Consider the following 25980-nt stretch of genomic DNA (forward strand, 5'->3'; position numbering starts at 1 on the left):
TAAATCTCAGATACAAAAAAGCGCCTTAGGCGCTTTCTTATATTTCAACGGTGTTGCTTATCTCAATGTCGCTTGGGAGAGTTTTGCTCTCATTTCCATTTCACCAATATTGAACTGGCGAACATCAATGGTGGCCATATCATTGCACTCTTGACATGCATGATGACACTTACCATCTAGGTAGTCGTGCTTTTTAACTAGGCTTGGCTTTTTGCACCAATCACAAACGCCTTCTATTGTGAACATATTCTCTCCTCACCTGTTTAAGTCAGGTGTATTTTCGGCGCGAATTATGACACAAGTAAGACTCATTAGTTAATAGTTTGTTACCTGTTTTTGAGAGGGGGATCGATTGCAGTACTAATAAAATCGATATCTTTGCGACTTTGGAAATCGAGTTTACTTGGCTGTTTACGTTTTTGTAACACTCTTAAGGATGGTTTTTAGCGAATTGTTCAAACGTTTCATCTCTTCGTCACATCCGTAACCATCAGGGTGGTATATTTTGGATAGCTGTTTATATCGAATTTTAATGCTTTTTTGATTCGGAATTGAGCTAGGTGTATACCCAAATAGAGCGCAGGCTACTTGTAAATTGTTCAGGCTGTTGTCATTTTTCTGTTTTTTTAACTCATGGAACATCGTGTGCAGCTGACGTTTCTGCTGCTTAATAGTGAAGTCTTTCGAGCTAAGCTGTGCTTCAAGTGTCTGCTTTTGTTGCCCCAATTCACCCGATTTTAGAGCGTGTCTTCTTTTTGATATCACCAGAGTCATGATAATGCTGACAATTGAAATCAACACGGCTAAGGCTGTGCCAATTAGATAGTCTGAATACGTTAGGTTAGAACGTGTTACCAGCTCTCTAGAGGGCAGATAAGAAGGGGAGCTACTTGCTCGCTCTGGATTAGATAGCCTCTGATTCGTGCTGCTTTCAGCAATGACGTTGTCATTGAGCTTCTCAATCGAAGAGATCTGCTTGGCACGTTGCTGGTTGAATTGCGCTTCCAGAATACGGTTATAGCCATCTTCGGCTGTTGGATTGTTTTTTAAGGCCGCTTCATACCATAGCTGTGCTTCATCTAATGGTTTTAGGAGTTCTTCCTCAAGTGAGGATTCGTAGAGCTTTGCGACTTCGATAGGCGCGCGTTGGTTACCTTGTAAGGCTGATTTAATAAACCATTCTAAAGCTAGCTTGTTGCTTTGCTCTACACCTGAACCTGCCAAGTACCATTCACCTAGCCTAAATTGCGCATCTGCATTGCCGTTTTCTGCGGATTGCGAGTACCAATAAAATGCATCGTTGGTGCTCAAAGGGATATCATTACCTGATTCATAAGCTTGAGCTAGTTGGTATTGAGAAACTGGATCTTGAGGTTGAGATTCTATCGAGAATGCAACGTTGCTTTCTGCATGAACGATGTGTGCAGTAGAGAACTGTATTGTAGAAAAGATGAGGGTGAAAAATAGAGTTCTAAGAAGTGATGATGACAGAAAGTTGGATAGGATAAACAATAGATAAGTCTCGTAAAAAAGCCCAGAGTCGGTATATCAGTATGAATATGGCTAGTCGTGTGACTTTGAACAAGCAACACGACGATAAGCAACTATATAGAGGTTAATTCAATAGATAAAGACGAACTGGGCTTTAATCGTGCTACTTAAGCGGCAAGATTTGAATTTCTACGCGACGGTTACAAGCGCGACCTTGAGAGGTGTTGTTGTCACATAGAGGGTAACGCTCACCGTTACCTCGAGCAATGGCACGGCCTGCAGCAACGTCTTGAGAGATCAAGAATGCACGAACCGATTCAGCACGACGCTCAGAAAGAACTTGGTTAGAAGACTCGCTGCCTGTGCTGTCAGTGTGACCTTCGATCACTAGGCTAGTGTCTGGGTATTCAACTAAGATGCGCGCAACGCCGCGAAGTGTTTTGTGGATGCTTGATTCTAAAGCGTAAGAACCAGAATCGAAGCCAATGCCGTTCTCTAGGCGAAGTAGAAGTTGGTTCTCACCAACACGCTCTACTTGAACGCCTGAGTTCATGAGTTCTTCACGAAGTGCAGCTTCTTGCTGGTCAAAGTAGTAACCGATACCACCGCCGACAGCGGCGCCACCTGCCGCACCGATGAGTGCACGTTTGCGGCGGTCTTTAGAGTCGTCACCCGTAGCAGCACCAGCAACAGCACCTGCGATTGCACCAATTAAAGCACCTTGAGTTGCGGAATTAGTCTCAGATTCGCCAGTTGTAGCGTTTTGGCGTTGTGTCGCTTGACAGCCCGTTAGAGCAACAGTGAGTGCCAGGGCTAGTGTGATTTTTTTCAACGTATTTCTCCATCATGTACTTCTGTCAAACGCATGAATTACGAAAGACAACAATAAGTCCTATTGGTGGTTTTTATCAATACGCTGAAGCAATGTAAAGTGGCTTTATGATTTAGTTATTTTTTTAACGGCTTGAGTTCCGCCAACAGGTCGATTTACAGACAGTTTTCGACCTTTCTTCAAACCAACTTCATAGTCTGCGGTGAGGTTTTTCATCGCTTCTCTGAGTTGTTGTTTGAACGTTTCGCGGTCGATGTTTTGGAATTCTTTATCAATGTAGTTATTGATCTTGTTGTTTGACTCGTCGTCTGGGGTGATAACAGGCAGTTTTTCAAGCGCACCTTCTACCCAACCCGAAACGTAAGAGTTTACGCGACGTGTTACTTCTAGTGTCCCTGTTCCCGAGCCCGCAAAACTGTTTCTGAATTGGCCAGTGTGCTCATTCAGTTCGCGATAAATAATATCGAACGCAAAAGCCGCGAAGATAGCGCGATCGGCTTCACCAATGAATTCAACGCGTTTAAGGCCTTTGTGATTCAGTAACACGGCTTCTACGCCAAACTTGGTGTTAATACCACGAATAACACGCAGCAGTGTAGAGCTGATATTTGCAGGTAACAGGTGACTGGATTGAGTTTTTCCCATCTTGATAAATTCAATATCGTCCTTTTCGAGACCATATTTCAGCATCAAGTTATGCGCCATTTTTATCGCATTGGCAGCTTCATTGACGTTCGCAGAGTTTCCAAGCTCAAGACACTTGGCAATTTTCTTTAGGGCTTTTTTCTTATCCATCGACAACTTAATCATTACCGCAAATTTTTAAAAGTCCAACATTTTACATGTTTTGGCGAGTAACAGCAAAGTCAAAAGTCATTTGTAGGAATGTGGTGAACGATTATGGAAGATAAGGATATATGAAGGAAGTAGCGACTCCCGGACAAAACAAAACGCCATCAAGAGGATTGATGGCGTTAGTGACACGATTTTTAGGAAGTGCTAGAGCTTTCGCAAACTAGATTCCAAGTTCATCGAGTAAATCAGCTGCAGAATCGTTGCCTGAACTTTGCTCTGGCTGCTTTGGTTCTTGCATTTTTTTCTGAGTCGCTTCAAGAATACTGTCTGGGCATTCGTCTTCAGCGATTTCAAATTCCTCCAATTGGATGAATTCTGTTTTGTCCATTGCAAGCTCAAGGTAGAAAATGTTGTTGTCGGCAGTAGAGAAAGTAACACGACGAGCTTGCGGGCGATCTAAGTTAGTATCAACAGAAAGGTTCACTTGCTTGTTCAATGCCAGCATTTTCGGTTGGTTTTGTGTGATGTTAGTTTGCAGTTCTTTACGGATTTTGTTGGTAAAGTCGCCAACCAACTGGTTCATCAACTCACCTAATACATCACCTACTTCGTCTGAAGTATGAAGTACAGCGAGTTCGTCTTCAGGCATGCCCATATTACGCATGTAATTTGTGTAGATCTCTAGCGCTGCTTTCGACGTAAAATTGATAACAACAAGACCTGAAAACCCGCCGTCGAACAAGACGAAACAACCAAAATCTGGCTTAAGACTTGTCTTGTTGATCTTTTGAACCATGGCTGAGTAGGACACCTGTGAAGCCGTCGCTGAAGTAAGTACGTTTGAGACTGATTGGCATAGCTTAAGAAGAATATCTTCAGTTGTGACTGTTTTGCTTTTTTTCATTGTTATTTGCTCATGGAGATGTCGTAAAAAAGTTATCTACTATCTTACTACTGAATTAAGACGAAAGTGACTATTTCTCCATTCTTGCACCGAGATTCTTATTTGATCACCTTTTTATATGATCTTAATAGTAGTAAAGTGACGAAATTCAAAGAAAAATATTAAAAATCTCAGATAACCCAATGCTGATAGGATCAGCGAAGTAGGGGCAGGAAGCAAATGTTACCAAGACTTCAACTCAATGCTGATGTCGATCCAGTTGTCGTACGCTTTTTAGATGAACTAAAAACAGCGGGCTTTACTGGCGACATTGAATCTCAATATTCTAGCCGTTTGGCTGTGGCGACTGATAACAGTGTCTATCAGCAATTGCCGCAGGCAGTCATTCTCCCTAAAACAACTCAAGACGTTGTGTTGATCGGTAAAGTGGGTGCAAAATCTGCTTACGAACGCGTGACCTTTTCCCCTCGTGGCGGTGGCACCGGTACCAACGGACAGTCTTTAACAAAAGGCGTTGTGGTTGACCTGTCTCGTTATATGAACAAGGTTCTTGAGATTAACGAGCAAGAAGGCTGGGTAAGAGTTCAGTCAGGTATCGTTAAAGACCAATTGAACGATGCTGTGCGTCCGTATGGTTACTTTTTCTCTCCAGACCTTTCTACCAGTAACCGAGCAACCTTAGGTGGAATGATCAATACCGATGCTTCGGGCCAAGGGTCATTGAAGTACGGTAAAACGTCTGACCATGTGTTGTCGCTGCAAGCGGTCTTCGCAGATGGTTCATGTCTCGAATCCGATTTATCACACGGCTTACCTGCTGAAGGTGAATTTGCTCACCATGCCCTTGCAGTAACTGAAGCCGTTTGTCGAGATAAGCGCGCTCAAATTCTTAATAAATTCCCACCATTGAACCGCTTCTTAACTGGTTACGATTTAAAGAACGCAATCAACGAAGAAGACGATAGCTTTGACCTGACTCGTGTTCTATGTGGTGCAGAAGGTTCATTAGCATTCATCACTGAAGCAAAGCTGAACCTCACGCCGATTCCAAAAGCACGAACGTTGGTTAACGTGAAATACAACACGTTCGATTCTGCACTGCGTAATGCGCCGTTCATGGTAGAAGCGAAAGCGCTGTCTGTTGAAACCGTTGACTCAAGAGTATTGAACCTAGCGAAACAAGACATTGTTTGGCACACCGTGAGCGATTTGCTTATGGATGTTCCAAATAAAGAGATGCTTGGTATCAACATGGTTGAGTTTGCAGGCCAAGATGAAGCGGAAGTTGAACAACAAGTTCAAGCGCTGACCGCACAGCTTGAAAGCATGGTAGAAACTGAAGACGCGGGTGTGATTGGCTTCCAAGTGTGCAGTGATTTAGCGAGCATTGGCCGAATCTACAACATGCGTAAGAAAGCGGTAGGTCTATTAGGTGCGGCGAAAGGCCGAGCTAAGCCAGTCGCTTTTGCTGAAGATACCTGTGTACCACCAGAAAACTTGGCCGACTTCATCTCTGAATTTAGAGTATTACTCGATTCAAAAGAGTTGAACTACGGCATGTTTGGTCACGTGGATGCGGGCGTACTGCACGTTCGTCCTGCTTTAGATTTGTGTGATCCGATGCAAGAAGCATTGATGCATGAAGTCTCTGATGAAGTGGTTAAGCTGGTGGCTAAATACGGCGGCTTGATGTGGGGTGAACACGGTAAAGGCTTCCGTTCTGAGTATGGTCCTGACTTCTTTGGTGAAGAGCTGTTTACCGAATTAAGACGAGTTAAAGCGGCATTTGACCCGCATAACAAGATGAACCCAGGCAAGATCTGTACGCCGTTAGAAAGCGATGCTGAGTTGGTGAAAGTCACTGATACCAAGCGTGGTTTCTACGATCGTCAGATCGACGTACAAGTCCGTGATAGCTTCAAGCAAGCGATGGAATGTAATGGTAACGGCTTGTGTTTCAACTACGATACGAGTTCGCCAATGTGTCCTTCGATGAAAGTCACGGCTGACCGTCGTCATTCACCAAAGGGCCGTGCAGGCTTGGTTCGTGAATGGTTACGTCAGTTAACGGAACAAGGCGTCGATATTCTCGATTTAGAGCAAGAAGCGCTGAAGGACAATACTCCGATTAAAACCATGGTGGAACGTGTTCGTAACACGATGAACAAACGCCATGAGTACGATTTCTCGCATGAAGTTCATGAAGCGATGAACGGTTGTTTGGCGTGTAAAGCGTGTGCGAGCCAGTGTCCTATTAAAGTTGATGTTCCGAGCTTCCGTTCTCGATTCTTAAACATTTATTACTCACGCTACCAACGCCCTGCAAAAGACTATTTAGTCGCCAACATTGAAACCATGCTGCCGCTAATGGCGAAAGCGCCAAAGGTTGTTAACGCTGCCTTGGGTCAAAAATGGATACAAACCGCAACGGCGAAAACGGTCGGTTATGTTGATGCACCACTGATGTCGGTACCTACACTTAAAAATCGTCTGGCGAGCAAAGAGCTGCAACTGTTCGATCTACAGTATCTAGAAGGGCTCTCTTCTGATCAGAAGAAACAGCACGTGTTGATCGTTCAAGACCCGTTTACTAGCTTTTATGATGCCGAGGTGGTTGAAGACTTCGTTACCTTGGCTCAGAAGCTTGGCAAAACACCGGTGTTATTGCCGTTTAAACCAAATGGTAAAGCACTGCACATTAAAGGCTTCTTAAGCCGTTTTGCGCGTGAAGCGAAATCAACATCGGATTTCTTGTCAATGGTTGCTGATATCGGTATTCCTTTGGTGGGTGTTGATCCTGCTCTTGTGCTTTGTTACCGCGATGAATACGTTGAGATCTTGGCTGACAAACGTGGCGACTTTGATGTACTGACTGTGCATGAATGGTTAATGCCATCGTTGGGTGAGTTTGAAGCGCGCTCTGCAAATGAAGAGATGTGGTACTTGTTCGCTCACTGTACTGAGAAGACCAAAATGCCGAACGCTGAAAAAGAGTGGGGCGCTATCTTCAAACACTTTGGTGCTGCGTTAACCAGCGTTCCTGTCGGCTGTTGCGGCATGGCGGGCACCTTCGGGCATGAAGTCGATAAGCTACAAATGTCGAAAGATATATACGGTTTAAGCTGGAAGCCTCAAATGCAGGACTTACCAAAAGATCGTTGTTTGGTGACGGGTTATTCTTGCCGTAGCCAAGTGAAGCGTTTTGAAGGTGAGAAGCTTGCCCACCCATTACAAGCGCTAGCAAAAATTCTTTAATACATTTAGCCCAGCAATTGCTGGGCTTTTTTCTAAACTAACAAAGGAATGTTAATAAGGAAAAGTATGAAATTTCTAGAATTAAAAGTACCACCCGTTGCACTGTTCATTATTGTATTCGTAGCATCATACTTCTGCGCTCAGCAGTTGAGCCAAGGAACATTGGCACTGCCTTATCGAATGGTTGTGCTCGGTATCGGGATTGTCTTGAGTGGTGTTATTGGAATATCAGGCATATGGGAGTTTCGCAAACAGAAAACCACCGTTAATCCGATCAAAGTCGACACCGCTTCTGCAGTTGTGGACAGTGGAATCTTTGGCTACACGCGAAACCCAATGTATCTAGGGCTATTTATCCTACTGTTTTGTTTTGGCTACTTCTTCCAAAACCTGTTCAGTGTCTTACTCAGTTTTGTATTCGTAATCTACATGAATCAGTTCCAAATTAAGCCAGAAGAACGCGCTCTAGAGCAATTGTTCGGTGCGGAATATGTTGATTACAAACAAAAGGTTAGGCGCTGGATTTAGTTCTGACTTGAATACAGGCTTGAGTGACTTGATGTCATTAGTCATCGAAATGAAAAAGCCCAGCTTGTGATACCAAGCTGGGCTTTATTGATCTTGTCTCTAGCTATTTACATCAAGTGATGTAAATAAGAGTGCTGATTAAGCGGCAGCTGCGAACTGAGCTAGAAACATCTCTTTACGTTCGTTGAAGCGGTTTACTAGGTCGTCTACAGAAGCTTGGTCGTATGGCTTAAGACCACTTGCTACCATGCGCTTTACGCCTTTACCGACTACTTCACCGTCTTCTTTGAAATCAAAGTTCAGTGTCACGATGCCACGCTTGCCTTCAACATCAAAAGTCGCACCTGAGAATTCAACTTCTGGGTGAGATAGGTCTAGACGAGTAAATTCAACTTCCATGCTCTCGTAAATCACAAGAGGACGTTGGCAGTTGATCATCATTTGCTGTTCTTCCATAAGAGGAACCATGATATGTGGGAAGTTCATACCTGAAAACTTAACGTAATTTGTTACTACGTGCTCGATGAATGCTTGGTCGTGGCTCTTTTCACCTTCACAAGACATGTGTAGGTACTCTTTGCCTTTCTCGTCAACCAGTGAGCTTTCTTTCTCACACTTGTTGTCAACGCTTAGCGCAATACCGTTACCTACCATACCTGAAAAATCAAAACGCATTTTTTGGCTGATGCCTTCTTTTTGCAGAAGTACTGCAAACAAAAGATCGCCAGGCACGCAGAAGCGTTTGTTGTCTTCATCGTGAATTGGGTTGAAGTCAGCAGCTACTTTTTTAGCAAAGTGGCTAGCCTGTTCACGAGTGAATTGAAATTGATTGTCTTCAGTAGAAAAGTAAGGTGTCAGAAACATAGTATCGCTATTAGTCATCAAATCTGGCGGGGATTATAGCTAACTAACTTGGTTTTAATGGTCTATCCAGTTTACGAGGGCCGAAAAAGGAGGGAGATTGGTGAGCGGGACTTTTGGTGCCGTAAAAATAATAAAGGTCTAGAAAATCTAGACCTTTATTTATATAAGCTTATTTTTTATTAGGGAAGAACCACTTATCTAAGTAATCACTCATCGGTGCAAAAGCAAGGTTTGCGTAGTTAAATGGGTAATTAGCGGTTGTTGTTTCACCACTTGCGATTTTACCGACCGCAGTAAAGCCTTTTGGCTGGTTTGCGTCTTTCAGCTCATTCGGGAACTTACCGTTAGCAGGGTTCACTTTGTATTCGTAAACCAATCCTAAAAATGCGCCGGGGTTGAGGTTCTTTTTGATAGTATGGACTGAGTCTAATTTGCCATTCGAAATGTCATCACCATCGTCATTAATACTTGTACCATTACTTGAGAGACATTTGCTTGGAGTACCATCAATACGATCTGCACCTAACTGCCCGTTGCCGTAGTTACATTCATCGTATTTTAGATAACCTAAAGCTTGTGTACCTGTTCCTATTTTCTTATTGATGAGAGTTTTGAAGCCATCGTAGCTTTTGGCCAATTCAGCACCAATGGCTGTATTGTTGTCACCATCAACGTAGTAATCGAAAACTTGCAGTAGTTTTTGATATGTCGTGGTGCTTTTTGTTTCATCTACGCCTGACAGGTCAGTATAAATAAGCTCTAAACCATTGATGTTAGCGGTGCTCGCATACATATTTTGCGCAAGTGCAAGCACGAACTTACCATGAGCTGTAGAAGGATCTGGTTCTCCTTCTGTTATGCCAATGAGTATTTTTTCTGGCTAAACTGTTTTCTCACATCATCATGAGCCCATTTAAGCAAATTTTCGACTTGCAGTTTTACGGTATCTTGCTGAACTTGAGTAATGTTTGGACCAATCGGCAGAATGTAAATACCTTTTTCAAAAGCACAGTTTGGCACTTCAGCAGCAGTTGAACAGTTTTTAATGCTGGTATAGGTCGCGACTTTCGTTAACGTAGGAGTCGTAGGAGTCGTTGGAGTCGTAGGAGTCGTTGGAGTCGTTGGAGTCGTTGGAGTCGTTGGAGTTGTTGGTTTTGCTGGTGCTTTATTGCTTGAGTCTGATCCACAGCCGGCTAAGAATAAGGTGCTGATAAGGGCTGTTGTAAGCAGGATTGGGGATTTTTTTGTTATCATTGGTAATGAACTTTCCGACGGTGAGTGATGATTTTTCGGATAGTATCACTCCTATCAATAAGTGTATTCATTTTTTATGGACAAGTGGGCTGTAACGAGAGTACAGCCCAGTATACGGAAAGTACTAAAAACTTGACAGTGTTCCTTCTGGCATTAGGTGGTTATGAACGGATAACTTGAGTAACAGGTTAGCTTGTTCAATATCTGGAGCAAAATATCTGTCTTTATCGTAGAAGCTCACTTTCTCACGCAAAATCTGCTTCGCTTCTTCCACACGAGGGGAAGATAGATTCGGAGCGCGGAAGTCTAGCCCTTGTGCCGCGGCTAAATATTCTACTGCCAATATCCCACGGGTGTTTTCAGCCATGTATCTAAGCCTACGAGCGGCAAAGGTGGCCATTGATACGTGGTCTTCTTGGTTGGCAGAAGTAGGTAGGCTGTCTATTGACGCCGGATGAGCCAAGGTTTTGTTCTCACTTGCCAATGCTGCAGAGGTAACCTGAGCAATCATAAAGCCAGAGTTCACGCCGCCGTTATCGACCAAGAAAGGTGGAAGTTTGCTTAGTGCGCTATCGATTAGCAGTGCCATTCTTCGTTCTGACAAGCTACCTATCTCAGCGATTGCTAGTGCCAGGTTATCGGCTGCCATTGCGACGGGCTCTGCGTGGAAGTTACCACCTGAAATGATGTCGCCATCGTCAGCGAAAACAAGCGGGTTGTCGGATACGGCATTTGCTTCAATCGTTAAGGTCTCTGCTGAGTTACGAATCTGCTGTAAACAAGCACCCATCACTTGAGGCTGACAACGCAGTGAGTAAGGATCTTGAACCTTTTCACAACAAGTATGTGATTCACCAATCTCGCTCTTTTGATCAAGCATATGGCGGTAAGCAAGTGCTGCATCCATTTGGCCACGATGACCACGAACGCGATGAATACGCGGATCAAACGGACGACGGCTACCCAGCGCGGCTTCTACAGACATTGCACCACACACGGTTGCAGACGCGAATAAGTCTTCAGCTGCGAACAGACCTTCTAGTGCAAAGGCTGTCGATGCTTGTGTGCCGTTTAACAGCGCCAGACCTTCTTTAGGTGCTAGCGTTATAGGCTCCAAGCCTGCGATCTGCATTGCTTCTAAGCCAGTGATGATCTTGCCGTTGTGGCGTGCTTGGCCTTCACCTAGCAGTACCGTACTCATGTGGGCGAGGGGAGCAAGATCTCCTGAAGCACCCACAGATCCTTTTTGTGGAACACATGGGTAAACCTGTGCGTTCACAAGATCGATAAGGGCATTAATCACTTTGAGGCGGATACCAGAGTAACCGCGAGACAAGCTGTTAATCTTTAACACCATCATCAAGCGAACAGTTTCATCAGACATGAATTTACCAATGCCCGCCGCGTGAGAAAGCACGATACTTTTCTGTAGTACTTCTAAATCCTCAGGGGCGATTTTGGTATTTGCTAACAAGCCAAAACCCGTGTTGATGCCATACACAGTGCGATCTTCAGCAATCACTTGTTCGACAACGTGCATGCTCGCTTCTATATCAGGAATCGCTGCAGGATCGAGAGATAAATTCACAGGGCTACGGCTAATCTTACGCAGTTCAGGCAGGCCTAGAAGTCCTGGCTTAAGTAATAAATTCAACATGTTTTCTCCAGACATTAAAGGCGACGAAGTTCTTCGTTTAGCATAGGTAAATCAAGCTTCTGCTCTTTAGCACACTGCTTGGCAATATCGTAACCCGCATCAGCATGACGCATAACGCCAGTAGCCGGATCATTGTGAAGTACACGAGCAATACGTTGTGATGCATCTTCGCTACCGTCACAACAAATCACCATACCTGAGTGTTGTGAGAAGCCCATGCCAACGCCGCCGCCATGGTGCAGAGAAACCCATGTTGCGCCACCAGCTGTGTTCAGAAGGGCATTCAAAAGAGGCCAATCAGAAACTGCATCAGAGCCATCCATCATGCCTTCTGTTTCGCGGTTCGGGCTTGCTACTGAGCCCGAATCTAGGTGGTCACGACCGATAACAACTGGTGCTTTCAGTTCGCCATTTTTCACCATTTCATTGAATGCTTGTCCTAAACGTTCACGATCTTTCAATCCAACCCAACAGATACGAGCTGGTAGGCCTTGGAACTGAATGCGTTCACGCGCCATATCTAGCCAGTTATGTAGATGTGGGTTGTCAGGAATCAGTTCTTTTACTTTTTGGTCTGTTTTGTAGATGTCTTCTGGGTCGCCAGAAAGGGCAGCCCAACGGAACGGACCGATGCCTTCACAGAATAAAGGACGAATATAAGCAGGAACGAAACCTGGGAAATCAAATGCGTTTTCTACGCCTTCTTCCAGTGCCATTTGGCGAATGTTGTTGCCGTAATCTACGGTCGCAGCGCCACGGTACTGAAGATCTAGCATAGCTTGTACTTGAATCGCCATTGATTGCTTAGCGGCTTTCACTACTTTCGCTTCATCAACTAAACGTTCTTGTGCTGCTTTCTCCATCGTCCAACCTTGAGGCAAGTAGCCGTTCAACGGATCGTGGGCAGAGGTTTGGTCTGTCACGACGTCAGGCGTGATATTGCGTTCAACTAACTCTGGGAATACATCTGCTGCGTTACCAAGCAAGCCAACAGAGATTGGTGTGTCTGACTCTTTAATCATCTCCATCGCTTCATCTATGCTAGTGGCTTTTTTGTCTACATAGCCTGTACGCAAGCGGTAATCGATTCGTGATTCATCACATTCAACCGCGATCATTGAGAAGCCAGCCATAGTTGCAGCAAGAGGTTGAGCACCACCCATGCCGCCAAGACCACCCGTTAAAACCCACTTGCCGTTTGCTTCGCCTTGAAAGTGCTTCTTCGCGATAGCAACAAACGTTTCATAAGTGCCTTGGACGATGCCTTGTGAGCCAATGTAAATCCAGCTGCCGGCAGTCATTTGGCCATACATCATCAAGCCTTCTTTATCGAGCTCGTTGAAGTGCTCCCAGTTAGCCCAGTGTGGAACAAGGTTAGAGTTCGCGATCAGTACGCGAGGTGCGTTTTTATGAGTCGGGAACACGCCCACAGGTTTACCTGATTGAACAAGTAACGTTTGGTCGTCTTCTAAACGCTCTAATACTTCAACAATCTTGTCATAACATTTCCAATCACGCGCCGCGCGACCGATACCGCCATACACAACCAGTGCATGTGGGTGTTCTGCCACATCAGGGTCTAGGTTGTTCATCAGCATACGCAGTGGTGCTTCTGTTAACCAAGATTTAGCGCGCAAAGTGGTGCCATGAGGTGCGCGAATTTCGCGAGTCGTGTCGAGACGAGGGTCACTGTTGTGGTGTTCCGTCATTTTGGAATTCCTTCTGTTTCACGTTATATCGTTGTAGTTGTAGTTGTAGTTGTAGTTGTAGTTATCGGTATAGCTGGATTAGTTGCTGGCCATTGCACTGGCTATATCCCAACACAAACGTGCCGCCAATCGAGCCGTTTGGCCATCGACGTCGTAGTCTGGGTTGTATTCCGCAATGTCCGCGATAATGAGTTTTTCACTGTGTTGGAAAATCTGTTCTAGAAAAGGAGCGAGTGCTTCATAGCTCACGCCTCTTGCCGCTGGTGCACTTACGCCCGGCGCAGTCGCTGCGGGGAATACATCGAGATCAATGGTGAGATAGAGGTAATCACACTCAGCGATGAATTTTTGCAACTTAACCAGTTGGGCAACTTGGTTCACTTGGGTCATGTTGCGGTCGTGTTCATACCAAACGCCCAGTTGGTCGGCTTTGTTAAACAGCGCTTTGGTATTGCTGGCAGCACTCACACCAAGACAAGCGTAATGAAACGGCCACTGATGCTTGTGGCAGTAATCGCTGATCTGGTTAAAAGGCGTGCCTGAGCTCGGTTTAACGTCAGCGATGTTGCTTTCAAATTCACGAAGATCAAAATGAGCATCAAAGTTAACGATGCCTATTTTAGGTTTGTGTACTGGCTGATCTTTATCAAGGAGTTCCGTTTGTTGTAAATGCTCAGCGAGACCTTGGAAAGATGCCCAAGCCACTTCATGACCGCCGCCAAGGGTAATCACTTTGTTGGTTGATAAAGCACAGGCAATAACCGAAGCACACTGTTTTTGACTGACTTCAAGTTGACCATCATGGCACTCGATATCACCAAGATCCGCGATGTGCGCGTCACTGTGCCAAGCCATATTAGCCAACGCTTGACGAATCAGGTTAGGTGCTTGCTTCGCGCCCACTCGACCTTTGTTTCTTGACACGCCTGCATCGCTGGCAAAGCCTACCAAAGCGATAGCGCCATCAGTAAGCTCGTTACTTAAATTACTATGTTGTACTTGTTTGGTAATGTGATGTACGCGTGTGCCGAGTGCGCCATCTTCAAGATCATTACGTCCCGTCCACACGAAGTTATGTACGGCTTCTGAGTTCTTTTGAATGCCGTTGGAATTAGATTGAGTCATGACACACCGCGCCATTAACGATGCGTTTATGAAGATGAGGAACACCGACTTGATAGCTTAGATCGGCAGGGTGCTCGATATTCCAGATAGCTAAATCAGCGGCATAACCAACTTCAATTTTGCCTTTAGTTTGTGAGTCGTCAATGGCAGCCGCAGCATGACAAGTCACACCGCGCAGCGCCTCTTCAGGCGTCGTGCCAAATAAGGTGCAGCTCATGTTCATCATCAGCGTTAAATCAGCAAAGGGAGACGTGCCGGGGTTTAAGTCGGTCGCGATCGCCATTGGAATGTTGTGTTCACGAAGTAGGGCGACTGGCGGTTGTTGAGTCTCTTTCAAGAAATAGAAAGCACCGGGTAGCAAAGTCGCAACTGTGCCTGATTCCGCCAGTGCCTTTACACCAGCTTCATCAAGGTACTCAACATGGTCGACAGAGAGTGCACCGTATTTCGCTGCAAGTGCACTGCCACCCATATTAGAAAGTTGTTCTGTGTGGCCTTTAATTGCCAGCCCATGTGCTTTGGCAGTTGCAAATACACGTTCGGTTTGTTCAAGGTTGAAGCCGATAGATTCACAGAACACGTCAACCGCATCGGCGAGCCCTTTCTCTGCAGCTTTAGGAATGATCTCTTGGCAAACCAGATCGATATAGCTGTCCGGTTGTTCTTTATATTCAGGTGGCACAGCATGCGCTGCAAGGAGAGTGGTGGTGATCTTAATTCGGCGATGATTCTCTAACGCTTTAGCTGCGCGTAACATCTTGAGCTCATCTTCAAGTGTTAAACCATAGCCAGATTTTACTTCGATGCTGGTTACGCCACTTCTTAGTAGGCCATCAAGTCTCGGTAATGCCATTTCAACCAGTTCGGATTCTTGTGCTGCGCGGGTCGCGGTTACTGTCGCTAGAATGCCGCCGCCTTGCTTTGCGATGTCGGTGTAAGAGACACCATTCAAACGCTGCTCAAATTCGTTGGCGCGATTACCTGCAAATACAAGGTGAGTGTGGCAATCAATCAGCCCAGGGGTGACTAACTTGTTTTTGCAATCATAGGTGATGTAATCCAAAGAACCATCAATACTTACTTGTTCTAACTCAGAAGCAAGTACGCCTTGGTTTGAACAAGAGATGGACACGATTTTACCGCTTTCGATAACGATATCTTGAGGGGAAGAGGGCTGATAGCCATCGGCTCCCGAACTCATGGAGACCACTCGTGCGTTTTTGAGGATCAAATTCATAATCACCTAGATCTTTGCTAAATATTAAATGTATATACAAATAAATAGGCTAAACGCTGACCCGAATCAAGTTGATGTTGCAAAAATGTGATCGGCGATCAGGATGATGTTCTTTAATCTAGAAGTATCTTGGAGCTTAATTTGTACTTAGAGCCAGGATGGTAGAGCAATGCAAAGCTGATTAGGCGCTCTTTGCTCCATGTTCTTCTATTCAAAAGTAGGCAAGGCTCTGATTCAGAAAGCTTTAGTGACGTTCTGATCTGTAAGTCTGGAATAATGGCTTCAACCGTATGCTCGATAGCACTCAACGGGCAGCTTTTTGAAAGGTATTCGTTGGGTGTCGAGGTTGAAAAGTCTTGCTCTAGATATTTTGGAGCGGCTTGAGAATTCACCCAGCGTGCTTCCAATTGAATCGGTGTGTTGTCAGCAAAGTGGATGATTTCACTATAGAATACTTCGGCATTGATCATGACACCTAACCGTGTGGCGGTGCTTTCATCAGCCTTGATGCTCTTGTGCTTGATAACTTGACTAGCATACGTTTGGCCTCGGTCTTTGATCTCTTGCGCGATGTTGTTGATATCAAGCAGAGGAGATTGCGCTTTTTCGTCAGGCTCACAAACAAAAGTACCTAGCCTTGGCTTCCTGATGAGTTTGCCTTCAGACACCAGATCTCGAATTGCTTTATTCACTGTCATTCGACTCACATTGAACTGCTCGGTGAGTTCAAGCTCTGTGGTTATCTGGTAACCCACTGGCCAGTGACCACTGGTGATATTGTCGTCTATGAACTGTTTTATCTGAAGGTAGAGCGGCGCTTTCGACATAATGAAACCTTATTTGACTATACAAATAGAGTAGCGGAATTTTTCACGATTTCAACATTTCCTCAGGCAATGTGACTTTATTCAACATAGATGGGGCAAATTGCTTGATTCTGTGAGGTAAGTGTCGCAAATTGTCACGCAATAACTATTCGCAAATCAGATAATTAGAAAGGGAAATAATATGTTTAAGAAATTAAAGGCCTCGTTGGGCATCGGTGCAGCAAAGGTTGATACCGTCTTAGATAATATTGAAGTTTTCCAAGGTGGAGAGTTGTCTGGCAATGTACACATTGTTGGCGGCGACGTTGAGCAACAAATTGACCTGATCAACTTAGTTCTCAACACAGAAGTAAAAGTCGAAACGGAAGATAGCACCAGCTACGAAACCTTTTCATTAGGTCGTATTCAAGCCGTAGAGCCTTTCGTGATCCAACCGGGTGAAACCAAATTGGTGCCATTCCGTCTTAAGTTAAATGATGAAACGCCAGTCACCGCGTTGAACGCGCAAATGAATCAATGTCACGTGTGGGTTGAAACCAACCTAGATATCGGCTTTGCGATTGATCCTAAAGACCGCGACTTCATCTCCGTACACCCATTGCCAACAGTTGCTAAAATCATCCAAGGCGTAGAAGCATCGGGAATGGCAATGGTGAAAGCTGATGTAGAGAAGGGCTTCTTGAAAGGCAACAGCTTTGCTTCTCGCTCTGGTTGTTACCAAGAGATTGAATTTCGTAGCGGCGGCTTTATGAATAATAAAGAGATCGAGCTGTCATTCATCGTTGAAGGCTCAATGGTTCACTGCCTAGCAGAAATCGACCGCTCAATGAGCTTCCGTGGCGACCAATATATCTCATTCAGCTTGCCAGCTAACGCAGCCGACTCAGACATTCGCAACGCTGTATCAAGAATCATGAGTACGTAGTTAACTCTCTGTTAGTAGTCGCTCTGTCGATTAATAGAGATAAGACAATACAACTTCTAAAGCCGAGCTTAACCGTTCGGCTTTTTTGTTTGTAAATAAAGACAAAGAATCAATCATTGAACGTTAGCTTAGGGTGTTAGAAGGCCCTGTATAGAAGAGACATTTAAGTTATGTAGTTTTTGTGGCGCTATGGGACTAACATTGTCATTTCATATAATTTCGTTACAATGTTCGGCTACTCACAAATGGGGCATCTGTATTTGCTTCTATGTGGGTATCTTTATTATGCATATATCTCCGATCAACATACTTGTTGGTTGAAAAACATATATTAAACATTTTCATGTGTTGCTTGGTGTGCCTCAACCCCCGAAATTCTTTCCTTATAGCTACTTTCATTATTTATTCATATATTTCCAAAGAACATTTTCAATACAGTAACTTAAGCCTGATTTCGTTCTTTAAGAGGTTTGTTAGGCTTCATCATAAATTACTATAATACATTTGAATTCATATTCTTTTTGTACCAAATTTGTACCAAATATTCTCGATATACTTGGTATAAATAAATGGCAATTACGGATGCTTGGCTAAGATCAAAACAAGGTAAGTCTTATCAAGGACCACCGGAAGTCACCCATAGGAATGGGTTAGGTGTGCGTGTGAGTCCGAAAGGTAAAGTGACTTGGATTTACCGAGTTATTTATCTCGGTAAATCCATTAAAATGAAGCTAGGTGAATACCCAGCAATGAAAATGCGTGAGGCAATATGTGAGCGTGAAAAGAAAGCTGAGTTAGTTTTATTAGGTATTGATCCAAGAACAGGCATAAACCCTTCAAATGAAGCTCTACCAAGTACAGTGGACGATGTTGTTGACTATTGGATTAAAAACCACGCTAAAGATAACGTCAAGCAGTGGAAAGCGCTAGAGAAGATGTTTAGAAGCGATATCAGCCCATACTTAGGTCAGCGACAAGCAAAGCACTTAGAGCTTTTTGACTTCATGCCCGTCTTTCAAAAAGCGAAAAAGCGTGTCAGTGCAAAGCATTCAGCGAATTTAATGTCGCGCTTCAAACAAGTTTTATCTTATTCTGTTCGTCATGGCTTGCTCAAATACAATGTGCTTTCGGAAGTAAAGAAAGCGGATGTCGGTGTACCTACAGACACAAAAAAGAGTAAACAGACAGAAGCTGGCGTTAAAGCCTTGTGGAAAGCAGTTGACGATATCTACATTCATGAAAGTAACAAAAATTTCTTACGTCTAATGATGATATTTGCCAACCGAAGTAATGAGCTACGTTTAGCGAAGAAACAAGATTTTGATTTAGAAGAACTTGTCTGGACAGTTCCGGCAGAAAACAATAAAATCCGCAAAAAGCAGGGTGGGGCTATTCGACGCGCAATTTCACCCTTGGCAGAAGAAGTGATTCGCAATCAATTTGCTATTTATCCTGATCTTGAAATTATGTTTCCTCCCGTAAAAGTGGAAGCTGATAGGCCAATGTCTGACAACCAGCCTGTAGAGTTTGGTCGTAAATTGGCTGATGCGATAGAGGCAGCAGGTTTTCCTAGAACAACCAATCACGATATGCGTCGAACCGCACGTAACATGTGGGAAGCTATAGGCGTGCCATTTCATGTTGCTGAAACCATGTTAGGCCATAAAGTACATAATGGTGTGCAGAGTCATTATTTAGATTATGACTACTTAGAAGAGCAAAGAGATGCCTATAAAACTTGGAGTGCTGTTTTAATCGGCCGAGGGAAATAGTTTGTATCACCAATTATAATAGACATAGAGTCAAGCGATTAGTCTACACTTGAATTAATACCTTGATTACTAATTGTTGCGAATGTAACTATCAACATAAATTGAGTTGAGCAGATAGAAACATCATCAGCTTAATTTGTGGTACTCACACCCTTCTAGATAATTCATTATAAGAAAGGAGTCAGAAGACTTTGAGTGATTTTAAATGAAAAAAGAAATAAATAAGTTTGAACTTTCAACCAACAGAACCATTACTGAAATTCATCAGCACTTTATCAAGGCAAATAATGACCAAAGTCTCAATACAATGTTCGATGGCCTTCAAAAAAAACTAGGTAAAATTGACTGCTCGGAAAAAGAGAGGGTATTCCTTTTTAATAATATTTACATTGCATACGGTAGGAGGCAAGAGGACTTTGACGGTAGAGGGAAGACTTTTGAATCCCATTCCTCAAGTAGAATCGAAAGTATAATGAAGAACCAATCTAATCTTTCACCTGAAGACTTGTTAGGTGAGGCTCTACGAGCTTTGGAATAAATGAGGCTCTTGCATCCGACAATTGAAATTATGCACAAGGTACTATGCTATCATTCGACCCTATTAAATTAGCTAAAGTTAAAATTTGTCCAGAGGCTTGTCTGCATGAGTGTGATTGGTTCAGTTAGATGAGAAACTTATTTTTAGGTCGAAAGCTCTAATCAATCCATAGAACTAGCATTTAGCTCTCCTTTTATTTTTATCCCAAGGCCAGATTGTATCGCCACATCGGCTCTTGGAGCTATTAATCTATGATTAGTTACTGTGAAATTCGAAAACCAGCCTCTTCTCCTAGCTTTTAAATTTACTTAAAGGAGAGATTATCCCCTAGTCTCCGTCGCCATAAAAGACCATTTAACTTCATGGATCAAAATCGCAGTTAAAATGCAGCTCCCACCGAGCATCTGCATCGAGGTTACCAGTTGCCCAAGAAATATAAAGCCAAAAATTAAAGCGAAGATTGGCTCTGATAACTCGACCAACTGTACGGTCTGACTTTTCAGAAGAGTTAAAGACTTGGTGGTGCACCAAAAACCACCAATGGTCGGGAGTAAGGCCAAAAGCGTTAATGTGAGCCACGCGCCAGCATCAATGCCCACAAGACCAGAAAGACCAGAGATGGAAAATGGAATAAACAGATATATCAAACCAAACAGCAACAATCCGCCTACAGGAATGAGACCACCACCAATGTTTAGTTTTTTATTCAAGACCAAAAAACAACCGTAACCAACACCAGCCAGTACCGCGTAAATAAAGCCGATGTCCACAGATGCTTTAGTGTGTTCGTTCTCCATAAAAATCAGATACAAGCCTAAAACGGCAAACAGAATTGAAACCCATTCTTTCTGTGTCAGATTTCTATGTTCAAATATTGCATTGGCAACAAAAGTTACTAGAGTTGAAACGCCAAATAGCAGAAATACAACCACAGCAACATTCAGGGTTTCATACGCAGCAGTTTCAAAGCAATACAACATGAAAAAACCAAAGAAGCTGCAGATGAGGAGTGCTTTCCATTTTTCTTTCAGATAAGCCAGCAATGTGTTAAATTTTCGTGTCGCGATTAGGACGGTGATAATAATAAAAAATGCGACAACGCATTTATAAAACGCAACTGCTTCGGGTGGAATTCCCGATTGAAATAAATTGACACTTAAAATACCAACCAGCCCATTAAAAAATGCAGCTAATAGTGCCAGCATGACACCGAACCAATGTTTCTTATCCATTAAATTTTCTTTCCTTGTTAGTGGGGTTATTGTAAAGCTTACCAAAGACATAGAGAGATCAAAGGCGTCCCGACTTTTAAGAGGCCGACACATTTAGCCACTGAACCCGCCATAAAATCCTATTAATCTCATTTCGATGGCTTTCAAAGATTATTTATGTGAGTCCTTAATTCTAGCGAAACATAAGTTAGAACACAGAACAATTTTTAAATCTTATGATTTTCAATAATATATCTAAAGAAAGTTTTATTCTCCTTTTTAGATGATGAAAAAATACCCCCAAATGAATCATTTAAAATTTTATATTCAAGGTTTTTCATCATCACATCATGGGCTTTGTTAACATTCCAGTAAGGAATATCAGCTCTTAAATGATGTGTTAAGTGGTAATTTTCATTATGTATCCCAGTTAGGTAGTTTTCTATATCCCCCCCAAACCTATTCCTAGTTTTATATAGTTCATTTTTATTTCCAATTATTGGATAATGCTCTGATAATTCAATGAACCACCCAATTAAAGGGAAGGTTGTTAGTAGTGGTATGATCCAATAAAAAATAACGATATCAATAAAGGAAAAATAATATGAAAAGCTTATAATTAACACCCAATATAAAAGAATACGCTTTGATTCTTTATCATTGATTTTACCAAGTCTATATTTTAATAGGTAAGATAGAAATAGAGGGGACTTACTTAAAAAAAACGGAAGAAAAAAATGCTTAACTATTAACTCTCTTTTGCTATTTGCATCAAAGATACCAGAGTTTCTATACATCTCATAGTCGGGGTCCCTTTCTTTATCTCCAAGGAAGTTATGGTGATTAATAACATGACTTCTAACATACGTAGAAAAAGATTGAAATATTAGATATCCAGAGAAATATTTACCCAGTAAGTCATTTAATTTTTTATTCTTACATAAAACTCTATGAGCTGAATCATGTAAAATTGTTGCTAAGGCTCTTTGTCTTGTTCCAATAAACAGTATTGCTAGTATATATATGACTAAGTTTTCCATGGATAGAGAAATTAATATCGCCGACGAGATTTCAAGGTAATCTTTACTTAAACCAAGTAAGCCTCGATAATTGTTTGAATTAGATAAATAACTTAGTTCCTTATTGATTTCCTCAGAGAACATTTAAAACTTCCTCACACTTATATTCGATTTAGCTCTACCTTGACAAAGTAATCTGTACTTCCCGTTTTTTTCTAGGCCTAGAAGTTCCAAGAACTCAAACTCTGCAGTGCTCAGCCTACCTAGATCGCCATCAATTATTTCTACTAGACATCTTCCACACTTCCCTTTCAAGCAAGAAAAATCCCCCCCTTTAAGGGCTTGAGCGTGTTCAGCGAGCAGTTCATTCTTTCCTATTATATTCACCTGTTGATTGATCGTTATTTCAACAGTCATATGTTTTCCGCCTTGTTTATAAATAGCTCCAATCTTTTCAATTTCTGGCAGATAGGACCCTTGTTTATTGCTTTGACAGTAGATGATTTTTCATCAAATTGACGTTGGTAATTTATCAGGCGTTGACCAACGATTCTCTTTGTTAAGCTTTTAAAGTTACCCTGTAAAGAGGGGTGTATGAACTAAATAAATCATTATTTATAATCATAACTGAATGCATAACGCTATATCTCAATGAAACTTATATGCCTTTTAAGTTTACGTAAGCGAATAAGAAACTATGGATTTATCCAACGCCAGTTCAGATTGTGTTATAAATATTCTTATTTTTTCGGTTCAGAGCCACAAAAACCTCTGTGACTCTGAAGAGAGAATCAAACCATTCCTCTATCTTTGGCCCATTTCATGAATTCTTTGTACGGGCGTTTTCCTCTCATGCCTTTCAAACTTTTTGGAAAACCAAGTTCTTGAGTCCATCTCCAAAGGGTAGGTTGGCTAATACCAAGAACTTCTCGAATTTCTTTATCGCTTATAAACATACGAGGTAGATCTGTCTTGTTAGATTGAGTCATCATTAAACATCCTTTTTAACTGAATTTTTCATATAGAAAACATAAAACACGATACAAATTGCTGTATAAACTGCGAAGCAGGTCATTGGGTAACTCCTTTTGCTGGTGGCAGAAGACGTACTCTATTAATGGTGTGCCAACACATAGCATCACCTTTAAATAGTCCGCCTTTACGCAACTTGGCGCAGCCTTGTGGTAGCTGTTCACCACATTTACCGCAGCAGCCCAAGTCGCTTTCAATCTTTGGTATCTCTTCATGAACACGGTGAATAAGCGACTGCAAAGCTTCAACTTGGGTGTAAGGTTCCCTTGGGTAAGCGAAGAACTGGCAAATTTCATTAAGCTTTGCGATTTCATCGGGTGATAACGTCACTCTGATATCGTTATTGCCACTGGTTTTACGCTTATCCCTTAGGCGCTTGGCGCGAACTGCTGCTTGTTTGCGTTTACGTTCCTTAGTCATTTTGCAGCTTTTCGCTTTCGAGCGGTGGCCTTCTTTTTTACTGGGGCAAGCAACTGGCGAGCTTTTGCTAAACAAAAGTCGAAACATTTGCCGCCACGGCCTCCGAACGAAGCGGTGGTTCGGTAGATTTTAATCGCGAAGTTACAAGCCCGAGTTGCTTCGTCACGCTTGTAGCCTTCACCAAGTAAGATTTGATGAATCTTTTTATGGATAAACTCTTCCTGAGAGTTTCGAAGTAGGGGAGTCGTCATTACACAAAGTTCCTTTGGTTTCTGGGTGAAACCTGGCAATCAGTCTAAGTACTTGAAATTGGTGGTCAGCCAGTTATATACTGATTGCGAGGTTTAGGTTTGGTTATCTAAGTCTCATTGCACAAAGTAAGCCCTTATTGGTTTGGTCACCGATAGGGGTTTTCTCTTTTTCAGCCTTTCAAAATCTCATTTCATTCAATTTAGTGCTCAATTGGTCAGAAAGAGCGTTGAACTGATGGATAGTTTGGGCGTCTTCTTTTCCTACGCTTACTTCTAAATTTTCACACTTATCGCTTAGCTTAATGAGCTGCTCTAGCTCGTCATAAAACGGATCGCTTTTTGGTATCTTCGCTAGGTAATGCTTAAAACTCACTTTATGAAGTTGAATAGCTTTAGCGCCTTCTAGAGTTTTGTTGATGTCTGTAAGAGATAAATACGTCATAGGTTTTCCTTTTTACTTTAGGTACATTGCCACTTGCTATAATGTACCTACAAGGTACTAATTATATTTGACCTTGTAAAGTACATTTTTTGGGCTTTATTTGAATTTCACGAATTTAAGGTACAAAAAAAGCCGCTATTGTGAGCGGCTTTCCTTGAGTGATCTTTTGCTACAAGTTCATAATGACTTGTTTTACATAGCCTACTATTCGGCAATTCCCACTGATTGGGATAGGGTCATATTTGGGGTTCAGCGGGACCAAAAACTTATGTGGACCGTCAATCTCTAGCTTTTTAATCGTTGCCTCTGGAGCATCATTAAGTGTAGCTACGACAATCTTTCCATTATCAGGGCAGTTGCATGGTTCAACTACTACAATGGAACCTGCTGGTATAGACGGGGAACCGTGTGGATTGGTCATAGAGTTGCCCGTAACACGCATGGCAAAGGCTTCCTCACTGATATTGCTTGAGGTGGTTTGCCAGTCTAGCTCCTCGTAAATAATATCTTTAGAGTCGATTTTACCCCAAGAACCTGCTTGCACATGACTAAGAATAGGTACTCGTCTAGTTTGTGTCGAAGTGAATAGCATCGAAGCTTCTTTTAGATCCTCTTCAGTATGATCTGTATCTAACCAACCTTCTGGCATGTTGAAAGATTTCTCTATGTGTCGAGCAATTTTTGGCCCAATAGCGCGTGTGGCGCCTTTTCCCATAAATCGACTGGCTTGAGTTGTAGAACGGTCAATTTTGTCTGCAAATGCCGTAGTACCACCAACTTTTTGAGCGAGAGATCGTGCATTGTCTCTTCTAATATCTTCTGCAGTTTTCATTACATCTACCTGAGCATTTTTAACTACTTAGAACATGTTGTTACTTTAAGATTTTGTCCCTAAAAGGTACATGTCCTTGAAGGTACGTTTTGTTTGTGTATTATGTATCTAAGAGGTGCTTAATATGTATAAAAAATATTGGTGTCAGCTATCTGATACGCAAAGAAAATCTATGGCTAAGAAGCTAAAAACAAGTACAGGGTACTTACGTTTGGTGATTACTGGACACAAAATCCCAGGGGCTGCATTAGCAAAAAACTTACATGACATAACTAATGGAGAGGTCGATAAACATCAACTGAGGCCAGATATTTTCTAACATCATATTAAATTTTTTTAGGTCAAGGCTGACGGTCAATATTCTGGATAAACAACCAGTAAGGAAGAACCATGCAACCCAGTTTAAAAAGCGTTATGCATAACGCGGTAGTCGCTTGGCGAAGTGACGCGACGAAAGAACAAATTGCGGAATACATTTCTCGTTTCTATCACAAGATGAAAATCTACGAGGAGGAAGACTGCCAAAGGGAACATCTTCTCAAAGTGCCGTCGGCTTTCAACAATCCAAACAACACTCAAAATTTATTTCGTTATGTCAGTAGAACAAGCACTGAGGCCAAAGCTAACGTGATGGATTTGTTGCCTGCAATTATTGCAGCTATGCCTAAAGCTAGGGCAACGGCTGCACTGAATCAGTTCTTAAACCCGCTTGGGTATTCAGTTGCGGCTATTGGCTCCAGTCAAACCATGGCGAACCGTGACCAACTACTCGCCGATTTTAGCAAAGAGTCATCTGAAGCACTCCGCTCGATACTCTTACTTGGTGAACATGCCACGTCTGACCAACTTCGTGATGCTTACCGAGAGCTACAAGAGAGCGCCGGCTCTCACGACCCGTTACTTAAATACTTAGAAACATTGATGGCGCAAAAAGGCTGACCACCTGAATGCATTTAATAACCACGCGAATTAACAAAACAAGAGAACTTTGTGCAATGAGTCTTTCTTATCAAAATTACCACGGCCAAATGCTGTGGATAGCAAACAACGGCAATTGTCG

At 42.7% G+C, this 25980-nt stretch carries 28 protein-coding genes; 7 read left to right on the forward strand and 21 right to left on the reverse strand.

Features of this window, described 5'->3' with window-relative positions:
• Positions 1-57 precede the first annotated feature (57 nt).
• The 5 genes from ACED28_RS12215 to ACED28_RS12235 form a co-directional block, all read right to left on the reverse strand.
• On the reverse strand, positions 58-246 hold the full coding sequence (locus tag ACED28_RS12215) for a hypothetical protein (RefSeq protein WP_048659540.1): 189 nt from the start codon (positions 244-246) through the stop codon (positions 58-60).
• Between the two features lie 165 nt (positions 247-411).
• Positions 412-1512 (reverse strand): hypothetical protein, encoded by a 1101-nt coding sequence (locus ACED28_RS12220; RefSeq protein ID WP_371709957.1) that lies wholly within the window; start codon positions 1510-1512, stop codon positions 412-414.
• Between the two features lie 142 nt (positions 1513-1654).
• Entirely contained in the window at positions 1655-2323 is a 669-nt protein-coding gene (locus ACED28_RS12225) for an OmpA family protein (RefSeq protein ID WP_009846483.1), read from the reverse strand.
• 105 nt (positions 2324-2428) lie between these two features.
• Positions 2429-3118, reverse strand: coding sequence for a DUF2786 domain-containing protein (locus ACED28_RS12230; RefSeq protein WP_009846484.1), 690 nt, complete (start codon positions 3116-3118; stop codon positions 2429-2431).
• Between the two features lie 220 nt (positions 3119-3338).
• On the reverse strand, positions 3339-4022 hold the full coding sequence (locus ACED28_RS12235) for a DUF3334 family protein (RefSeq protein WP_009846485.1): 684 nt from the start codon (positions 4020-4022) through the stop codon (positions 3339-3341).
• A gap of 219 nt (positions 4023-4241) precedes the next feature.
• On the opposite strand from ACED28_RS12235, the gene ACED28_RS12240 reads away from it, so the two are divergent.
• Together ACED28_RS12240 and ACED28_RS12245 are read left to right on the forward strand one after the other, a co-directional pair.
• Positions 4242-7277, forward strand: coding sequence for an FAD-binding and (Fe-S)-binding domain-containing protein (locus ACED28_RS12240; RefSeq protein ID WP_371709958.1), 3036 nt, complete (start codon positions 4242-4244; stop codon positions 7275-7277).
• A gap of 66 nt (positions 7278-7343) precedes the next feature.
• Positions 7344-7805 carry an isoprenylcysteine carboxylmethyltransferase family protein gene (locus tag ACED28_RS12245; RefSeq protein ID WP_012603712.1) on the forward strand — a complete coding sequence of 154 codons (462 nt, stop codon included), beginning with the start codon at positions 7344-7346 and terminating at the stop codon, positions 7803-7805.
• Positions 7806-7943: 138 nt separating this feature from the next.
• Here ACED28_RS12245 and ACED28_RS12250 read toward each other — a convergent pair whose 3' ends face one another.
• From ACED28_RS12250 to hutC, 8 genes are all read right to left on the reverse strand, one after another.
• Complete coding sequence (locus ACED28_RS12250) at positions 7944-8669, reverse strand: DUF3581 domain-containing protein (protein ID WP_010438254.1); 726 nt, start codon at positions 8667-8669, stop codon at positions 7944-7946.
• Positions 8670-8838: 169 nt separating this feature from the next.
• Positions 8839-9483 (reverse strand): hypothetical protein, encoded by a 645-nt coding sequence (locus tag ACED28_RS12255; RefSeq protein ID WP_371709959.1) that lies wholly within the window; start codon positions 9481-9483, stop codon positions 8839-8841.
• Positions 9484-9524: 41 nt separating this feature from the next.
• Entirely contained in the window at positions 9525-9923 is a 399-nt protein-coding gene (locus tag ACED28_RS12260; protein ID WP_371709960.1) for a hypothetical protein, read from the reverse strand.
• A gap of 124 nt (positions 9924-10047) precedes the next feature.
• Positions 10048-11580 (reverse strand): histidine ammonia-lyase, encoded by a 1533-nt coding sequence (gene hutH, locus ACED28_RS12265; RefSeq protein ID WP_032555189.1) that lies wholly within the window; start codon positions 11578-11580, stop codon positions 10048-10050.
• A gap of 14 nt (positions 11581-11594) precedes the next feature.
• On the reverse strand, positions 11595-13289 hold the full coding sequence (gene hutU / locus ACED28_RS12270; protein ID WP_371709961.1) for a urocanate hydratase: 1695 nt from the start codon (positions 13287-13289) through the stop codon (positions 11595-11597).
• 78 nt (positions 13290-13367) lie between these two features.
• The gene (gene hutG, locus ACED28_RS12275) at positions 13368-14414 is read right to left on the reverse strand and encodes a formimidoylglutamase (RefSeq protein ID WP_371709962.1); all 1047 of its coding nucleotides are present in this window, start codon (positions 14412-14414) and stop codon (positions 13368-13370) included.
• Positions 14401-15651, reverse strand: a complete 1251-nt coding sequence (hutI, locus tag ACED28_RS12280; protein ID WP_371709963.1) for an imidazolonepropionase — start codon at positions 15649-15651, stop codon at positions 14401-14403. Before hutI ends, hutG begins: the two co-directional genes overlap by 14 nt.
• Positions 15652-15764: 113 nt before the next feature.
• Complete coding sequence (hutC, locus tag ACED28_RS12285; protein WP_016795117.1) at positions 15765-16478, reverse strand: histidine utilization repressor; 714 nt, start codon at positions 16476-16478, stop codon at positions 15765-15767.
• A 181-nt stretch (positions 16479-16659) separates the two neighbouring features.
• Between hutC and ACED28_RS12290 the strand changes: the two genes are divergently transcribed.
• The 3 genes from ACED28_RS12290 to ACED28_RS12300 all read left to right on the forward strand — a co-directional run bounded on the left by ACED28_RS12290 (position 16660) and on the right by ACED28_RS12300 (position 19713).
• Positions 16660-17403, forward strand: coding sequence for a sporulation protein (locus ACED28_RS12290; RefSeq protein WP_371709964.1), 744 nt, complete (start codon positions 16660-16662; stop codon positions 17401-17403).
• A 569-nt stretch (positions 17404-17972) separates the two neighbouring features.
• Positions 17973-19175 (forward strand): site-specific integrase, encoded by a 1203-nt coding sequence (locus ACED28_RS12295; RefSeq protein WP_017099840.1) that lies wholly within the window; start codon positions 17973-17975, stop codon positions 19173-19175.
• 205 nt (positions 19176-19380) lie between these two features.
• Positions 19381-19713, forward strand: a complete 333-nt coding sequence (locus ACED28_RS12300; protein WP_017099841.1) for a hypothetical protein — start codon at positions 19381-19383, stop codon at positions 19711-19713.
• A 320-nt stretch (positions 19714-20033) separates the two neighbouring features.
• On the opposite strand, the gene ACED28_RS12305 is transcribed toward ACED28_RS12300, so the two are convergent.
• From ACED28_RS12305 to ACED28_RS12340, 8 genes are all read right to left on the reverse strand, one after another.
• Positions 20034-20945, reverse strand: a complete 912-nt coding sequence (locus ACED28_RS12305) for a DMT family transporter (RefSeq protein WP_048663585.1) — start codon at positions 20943-20945, stop codon at positions 20034-20036.
• 206 nt (positions 20946-21151) lie between these two features.
• Positions 21152-22087: a fatty acid desaturase family protein gene (locus ACED28_RS12310; protein WP_048617918.1), complete on the reverse strand. Its 936-nt coding sequence runs from the start codon at positions 22085-22087 to the stop codon at positions 21152-21154.
• Positions 22088-22360, reverse strand: coding sequence for a 2Fe-2S iron-sulfur cluster-binding protein (locus ACED28_RS12315; protein ID WP_017100351.1), 273 nt, complete (start codon positions 22358-22360; stop codon positions 22088-22090).
• A gap of 374 nt (positions 22361-22734) precedes the next feature.
• Positions 22735-22935 carry an AlpA family transcriptional regulator gene (locus ACED28_RS12320; RefSeq protein ID WP_017100352.1) on the reverse strand — a complete coding sequence of 67 codons (201 nt, stop codon included), beginning with the start codon at positions 22933-22935 and terminating at the stop codon, positions 22735-22737.
• A 79-nt stretch (positions 22936-23014) separates the two neighbouring features.
• Positions 23015-23395 carry a hypothetical protein gene (locus ACED28_RS12325; protein ID WP_048617916.1) on the reverse strand — a complete coding sequence of 127 codons (381 nt, stop codon included), beginning with the start codon at positions 23393-23395 and terminating at the stop codon, positions 23015-23017.
• Complete coding sequence (locus ACED28_RS12330) at positions 23392-23646, reverse strand: hypothetical protein (RefSeq protein WP_048663584.1); 255 nt, start codon at positions 23644-23646, stop codon at positions 23392-23394. Before ACED28_RS12330 ends, ACED28_RS12325 begins: the two co-directional genes overlap by 4 nt.
• A gap of 178 nt (positions 23647-23824) precedes the next feature.
• Positions 23825-24088, reverse strand: a complete 264-nt coding sequence (locus ACED28_RS12335; protein WP_017100355.1) for a hypothetical protein — start codon at positions 24086-24088, stop codon at positions 23825-23827.
• 169 nt (positions 24089-24257) lie between these two features.
• Entirely contained in the window at positions 24258-24920 is a 663-nt protein-coding gene (locus ACED28_RS12340; protein ID WP_017100356.1) for a LexA family transcriptional regulator, read from the reverse strand.
• Positions 24921-25044: 124 nt separating this feature from the next.
• Between ACED28_RS12340 and ACED28_RS12345 the strand changes: the two genes are divergently transcribed.
• Entirely contained in the window at positions 25045-25239 is a 195-nt protein-coding gene (locus ACED28_RS12345) for a hypothetical protein (protein ID WP_017100357.1), read from the forward strand.
• 71 nt (positions 25240-25310) lie between these two features.
• Positions 25311-25859, forward strand: a complete 549-nt coding sequence (locus ACED28_RS12350; RefSeq protein ID WP_017100358.1) for a toxin YdaT family protein — start codon at positions 25311-25313, stop codon at positions 25857-25859.
• Positions 25860-25980: the final 121 nt, after the last annotated feature.

Source organism: Vibrio sp. 1F253, assembly GCF_041439295.1.
Classification (GTDB): domain Bacteria; phylum Pseudomonadota; class Gammaproteobacteria; order Enterobacterales; family Vibrionaceae; genus Vibrio; species Vibrio tasmaniensis_A.

Bases quoted from the DNA above. Each gene is read 5' to 3' on its own strand.
- ACED28_RS12310 (WP_048617918.1), bottom strand. From the start codon at position 22,087: ATGTTCTCTGAGGAAATCAATAAGGAACTAAGTTATTTATCTAATTCA.
- hutG (WP_371709962.1), bottom strand. From the start codon at position 14,414: ATGACTCAATCTAATTCCAACGGCATTCAAAAGAACTCAGAAGCCGTA.
- hutH (WP_032555189.1), bottom strand. From the start codon at position 11,580: ATGTTGAATTTATTACTTAAGCCAGGACTTCTAGGCCTGCCTGAACTG.
- ACED28_RS12240 (WP_371709958.1), top strand. From the start codon at position 4,242: ATGTTACCAAGACTTCAACTCAATGCTGATGTCGATCCAGTTGTCGTA.
- ACED28_RS12215 (WP_048659540.1), bottom strand. From the start codon at position 246: ATGTTCACAATAGAAGGCGTTTGTGATTGGTGCAAAAAGCCAAGCCTA.
- ACED28_RS12250 (WP_010438254.1), bottom strand. From the start codon at position 8,669: ATGTTTCTGACACCTTACTTTTCTACTGAAGACAATCAATTTCAATTC.
- ACED28_RS12325 (WP_048617916.1), bottom strand. From the start codon at position 23,395: ATGACTAAGGAACGTAAACGCAAACAAGCAGCAGTTCGCGCCAAGCGC.
- ACED28_RS12230 (WP_009846484.1), bottom strand. From the start codon at position 3,118: ATGGATAAGAAAAAAGCCCTAAAGAAAATTGCCAAGTGTCTTGAGCTT.
- ACED28_RS12330 (WP_048663584.1), bottom strand. From the start codon at position 23,646: ATGACGACTCCCCTACTTCGAAACTCTCAGGAAGAGTTTATCCATAAA.
- ACED28_RS12300 (WP_017099841.1), top strand. From the start codon at position 19,381: ATGAAAAAAGAAATAAATAAGTTTGAACTTTCAACCAACAGAACCATT.
- ACED28_RS12345 (WP_017100357.1), top strand. From the start codon at position 25,045: ATGTATAAAAAATATTGGTGTCAGCTATCTGATACGCAAAGAAAATCT.
- ACED28_RS12320 (WP_017100352.1), bottom strand. From the start codon at position 22,935: ATGATGACTCAATCTAACAAGACAGATCTACCTCGTATGTTTATAAGC.
- ACED28_RS12350 (WP_017100358.1), top strand. From the start codon at position 25,311: ATGCAACCCAGTTTAAAAAGCGTTATGCATAACGCGGTAGTCGCTTGG.
- hutU (WP_371709961.1), bottom strand. From the start codon at position 13,289: ATGACGGAACACCACAACAGTGACCCTCGTCTCGACACGACTCGCGAA.
- hutI (WP_371709963.1), bottom strand. From the start codon at position 15,651: ATGAATTTGATCCTCAAAAACGCACGAGTGGTCTCCATGAGTTCGGGA.
- ACED28_RS12260 (WP_371709960.1), bottom strand. From the start codon at position 9,923: ATGATAACAAAAAAATCCCCAATCCTGCTTACAACAGCCCTTATCAGC.
- ACED28_RS12315 (WP_017100351.1), bottom strand. From the start codon at position 22,360: ATGACTGTTGAAATAACGATCAATCAACAGGTGAATATAATAGGAAAG.
- ACED28_RS12245 (WP_012603712.1), top strand. From the start codon at position 7,344: ATGAAATTTCTAGAATTAAAAGTACCACCCGTTGCACTGTTCATTATT.
- ACED28_RS12340 (WP_017100356.1), bottom strand. From the start codon at position 24,920: ATGAAAACTGCAGAAGATATTAGAAGAGACAATGCACGATCTCTCGCT.
- hutC (WP_016795117.1), bottom strand. From the start codon at position 16,478: ATGTCGAAAGCGCCGCTCTACCTTCAGATAAAACAGTTCATAGACGAC.
- ACED28_RS12235 (WP_009846485.1), bottom strand. From the start codon at position 4,022: ATGAAAAAAAGCAAAACAGTCACAACTGAAGATATTCTTCTTAAGCTA.
- ACED28_RS12290 (WP_371709964.1), top strand. From the start codon at position 16,660: ATGTTTAAGAAATTAAAGGCCTCGTTGGGCATCGGTGCAGCAAAGGTT.
- ACED28_RS12305 (WP_048663585.1), bottom strand. From the start codon at position 20,945: ATGGATAAGAAACATTGGTTCGGTGTCATGCTGGCACTATTAGCTGCA.
- ACED28_RS12335 (WP_017100355.1), bottom strand. From the start codon at position 24,088: ATGACGTATTTATCTCTTACAGACATCAACAAAACTCTAGAAGGCGCT.
- ACED28_RS12295 (WP_017099840.1), top strand. From the start codon at position 17,973: ATGGCAATTACGGATGCTTGGCTAAGATCAAAACAAGGTAAGTCTTAT.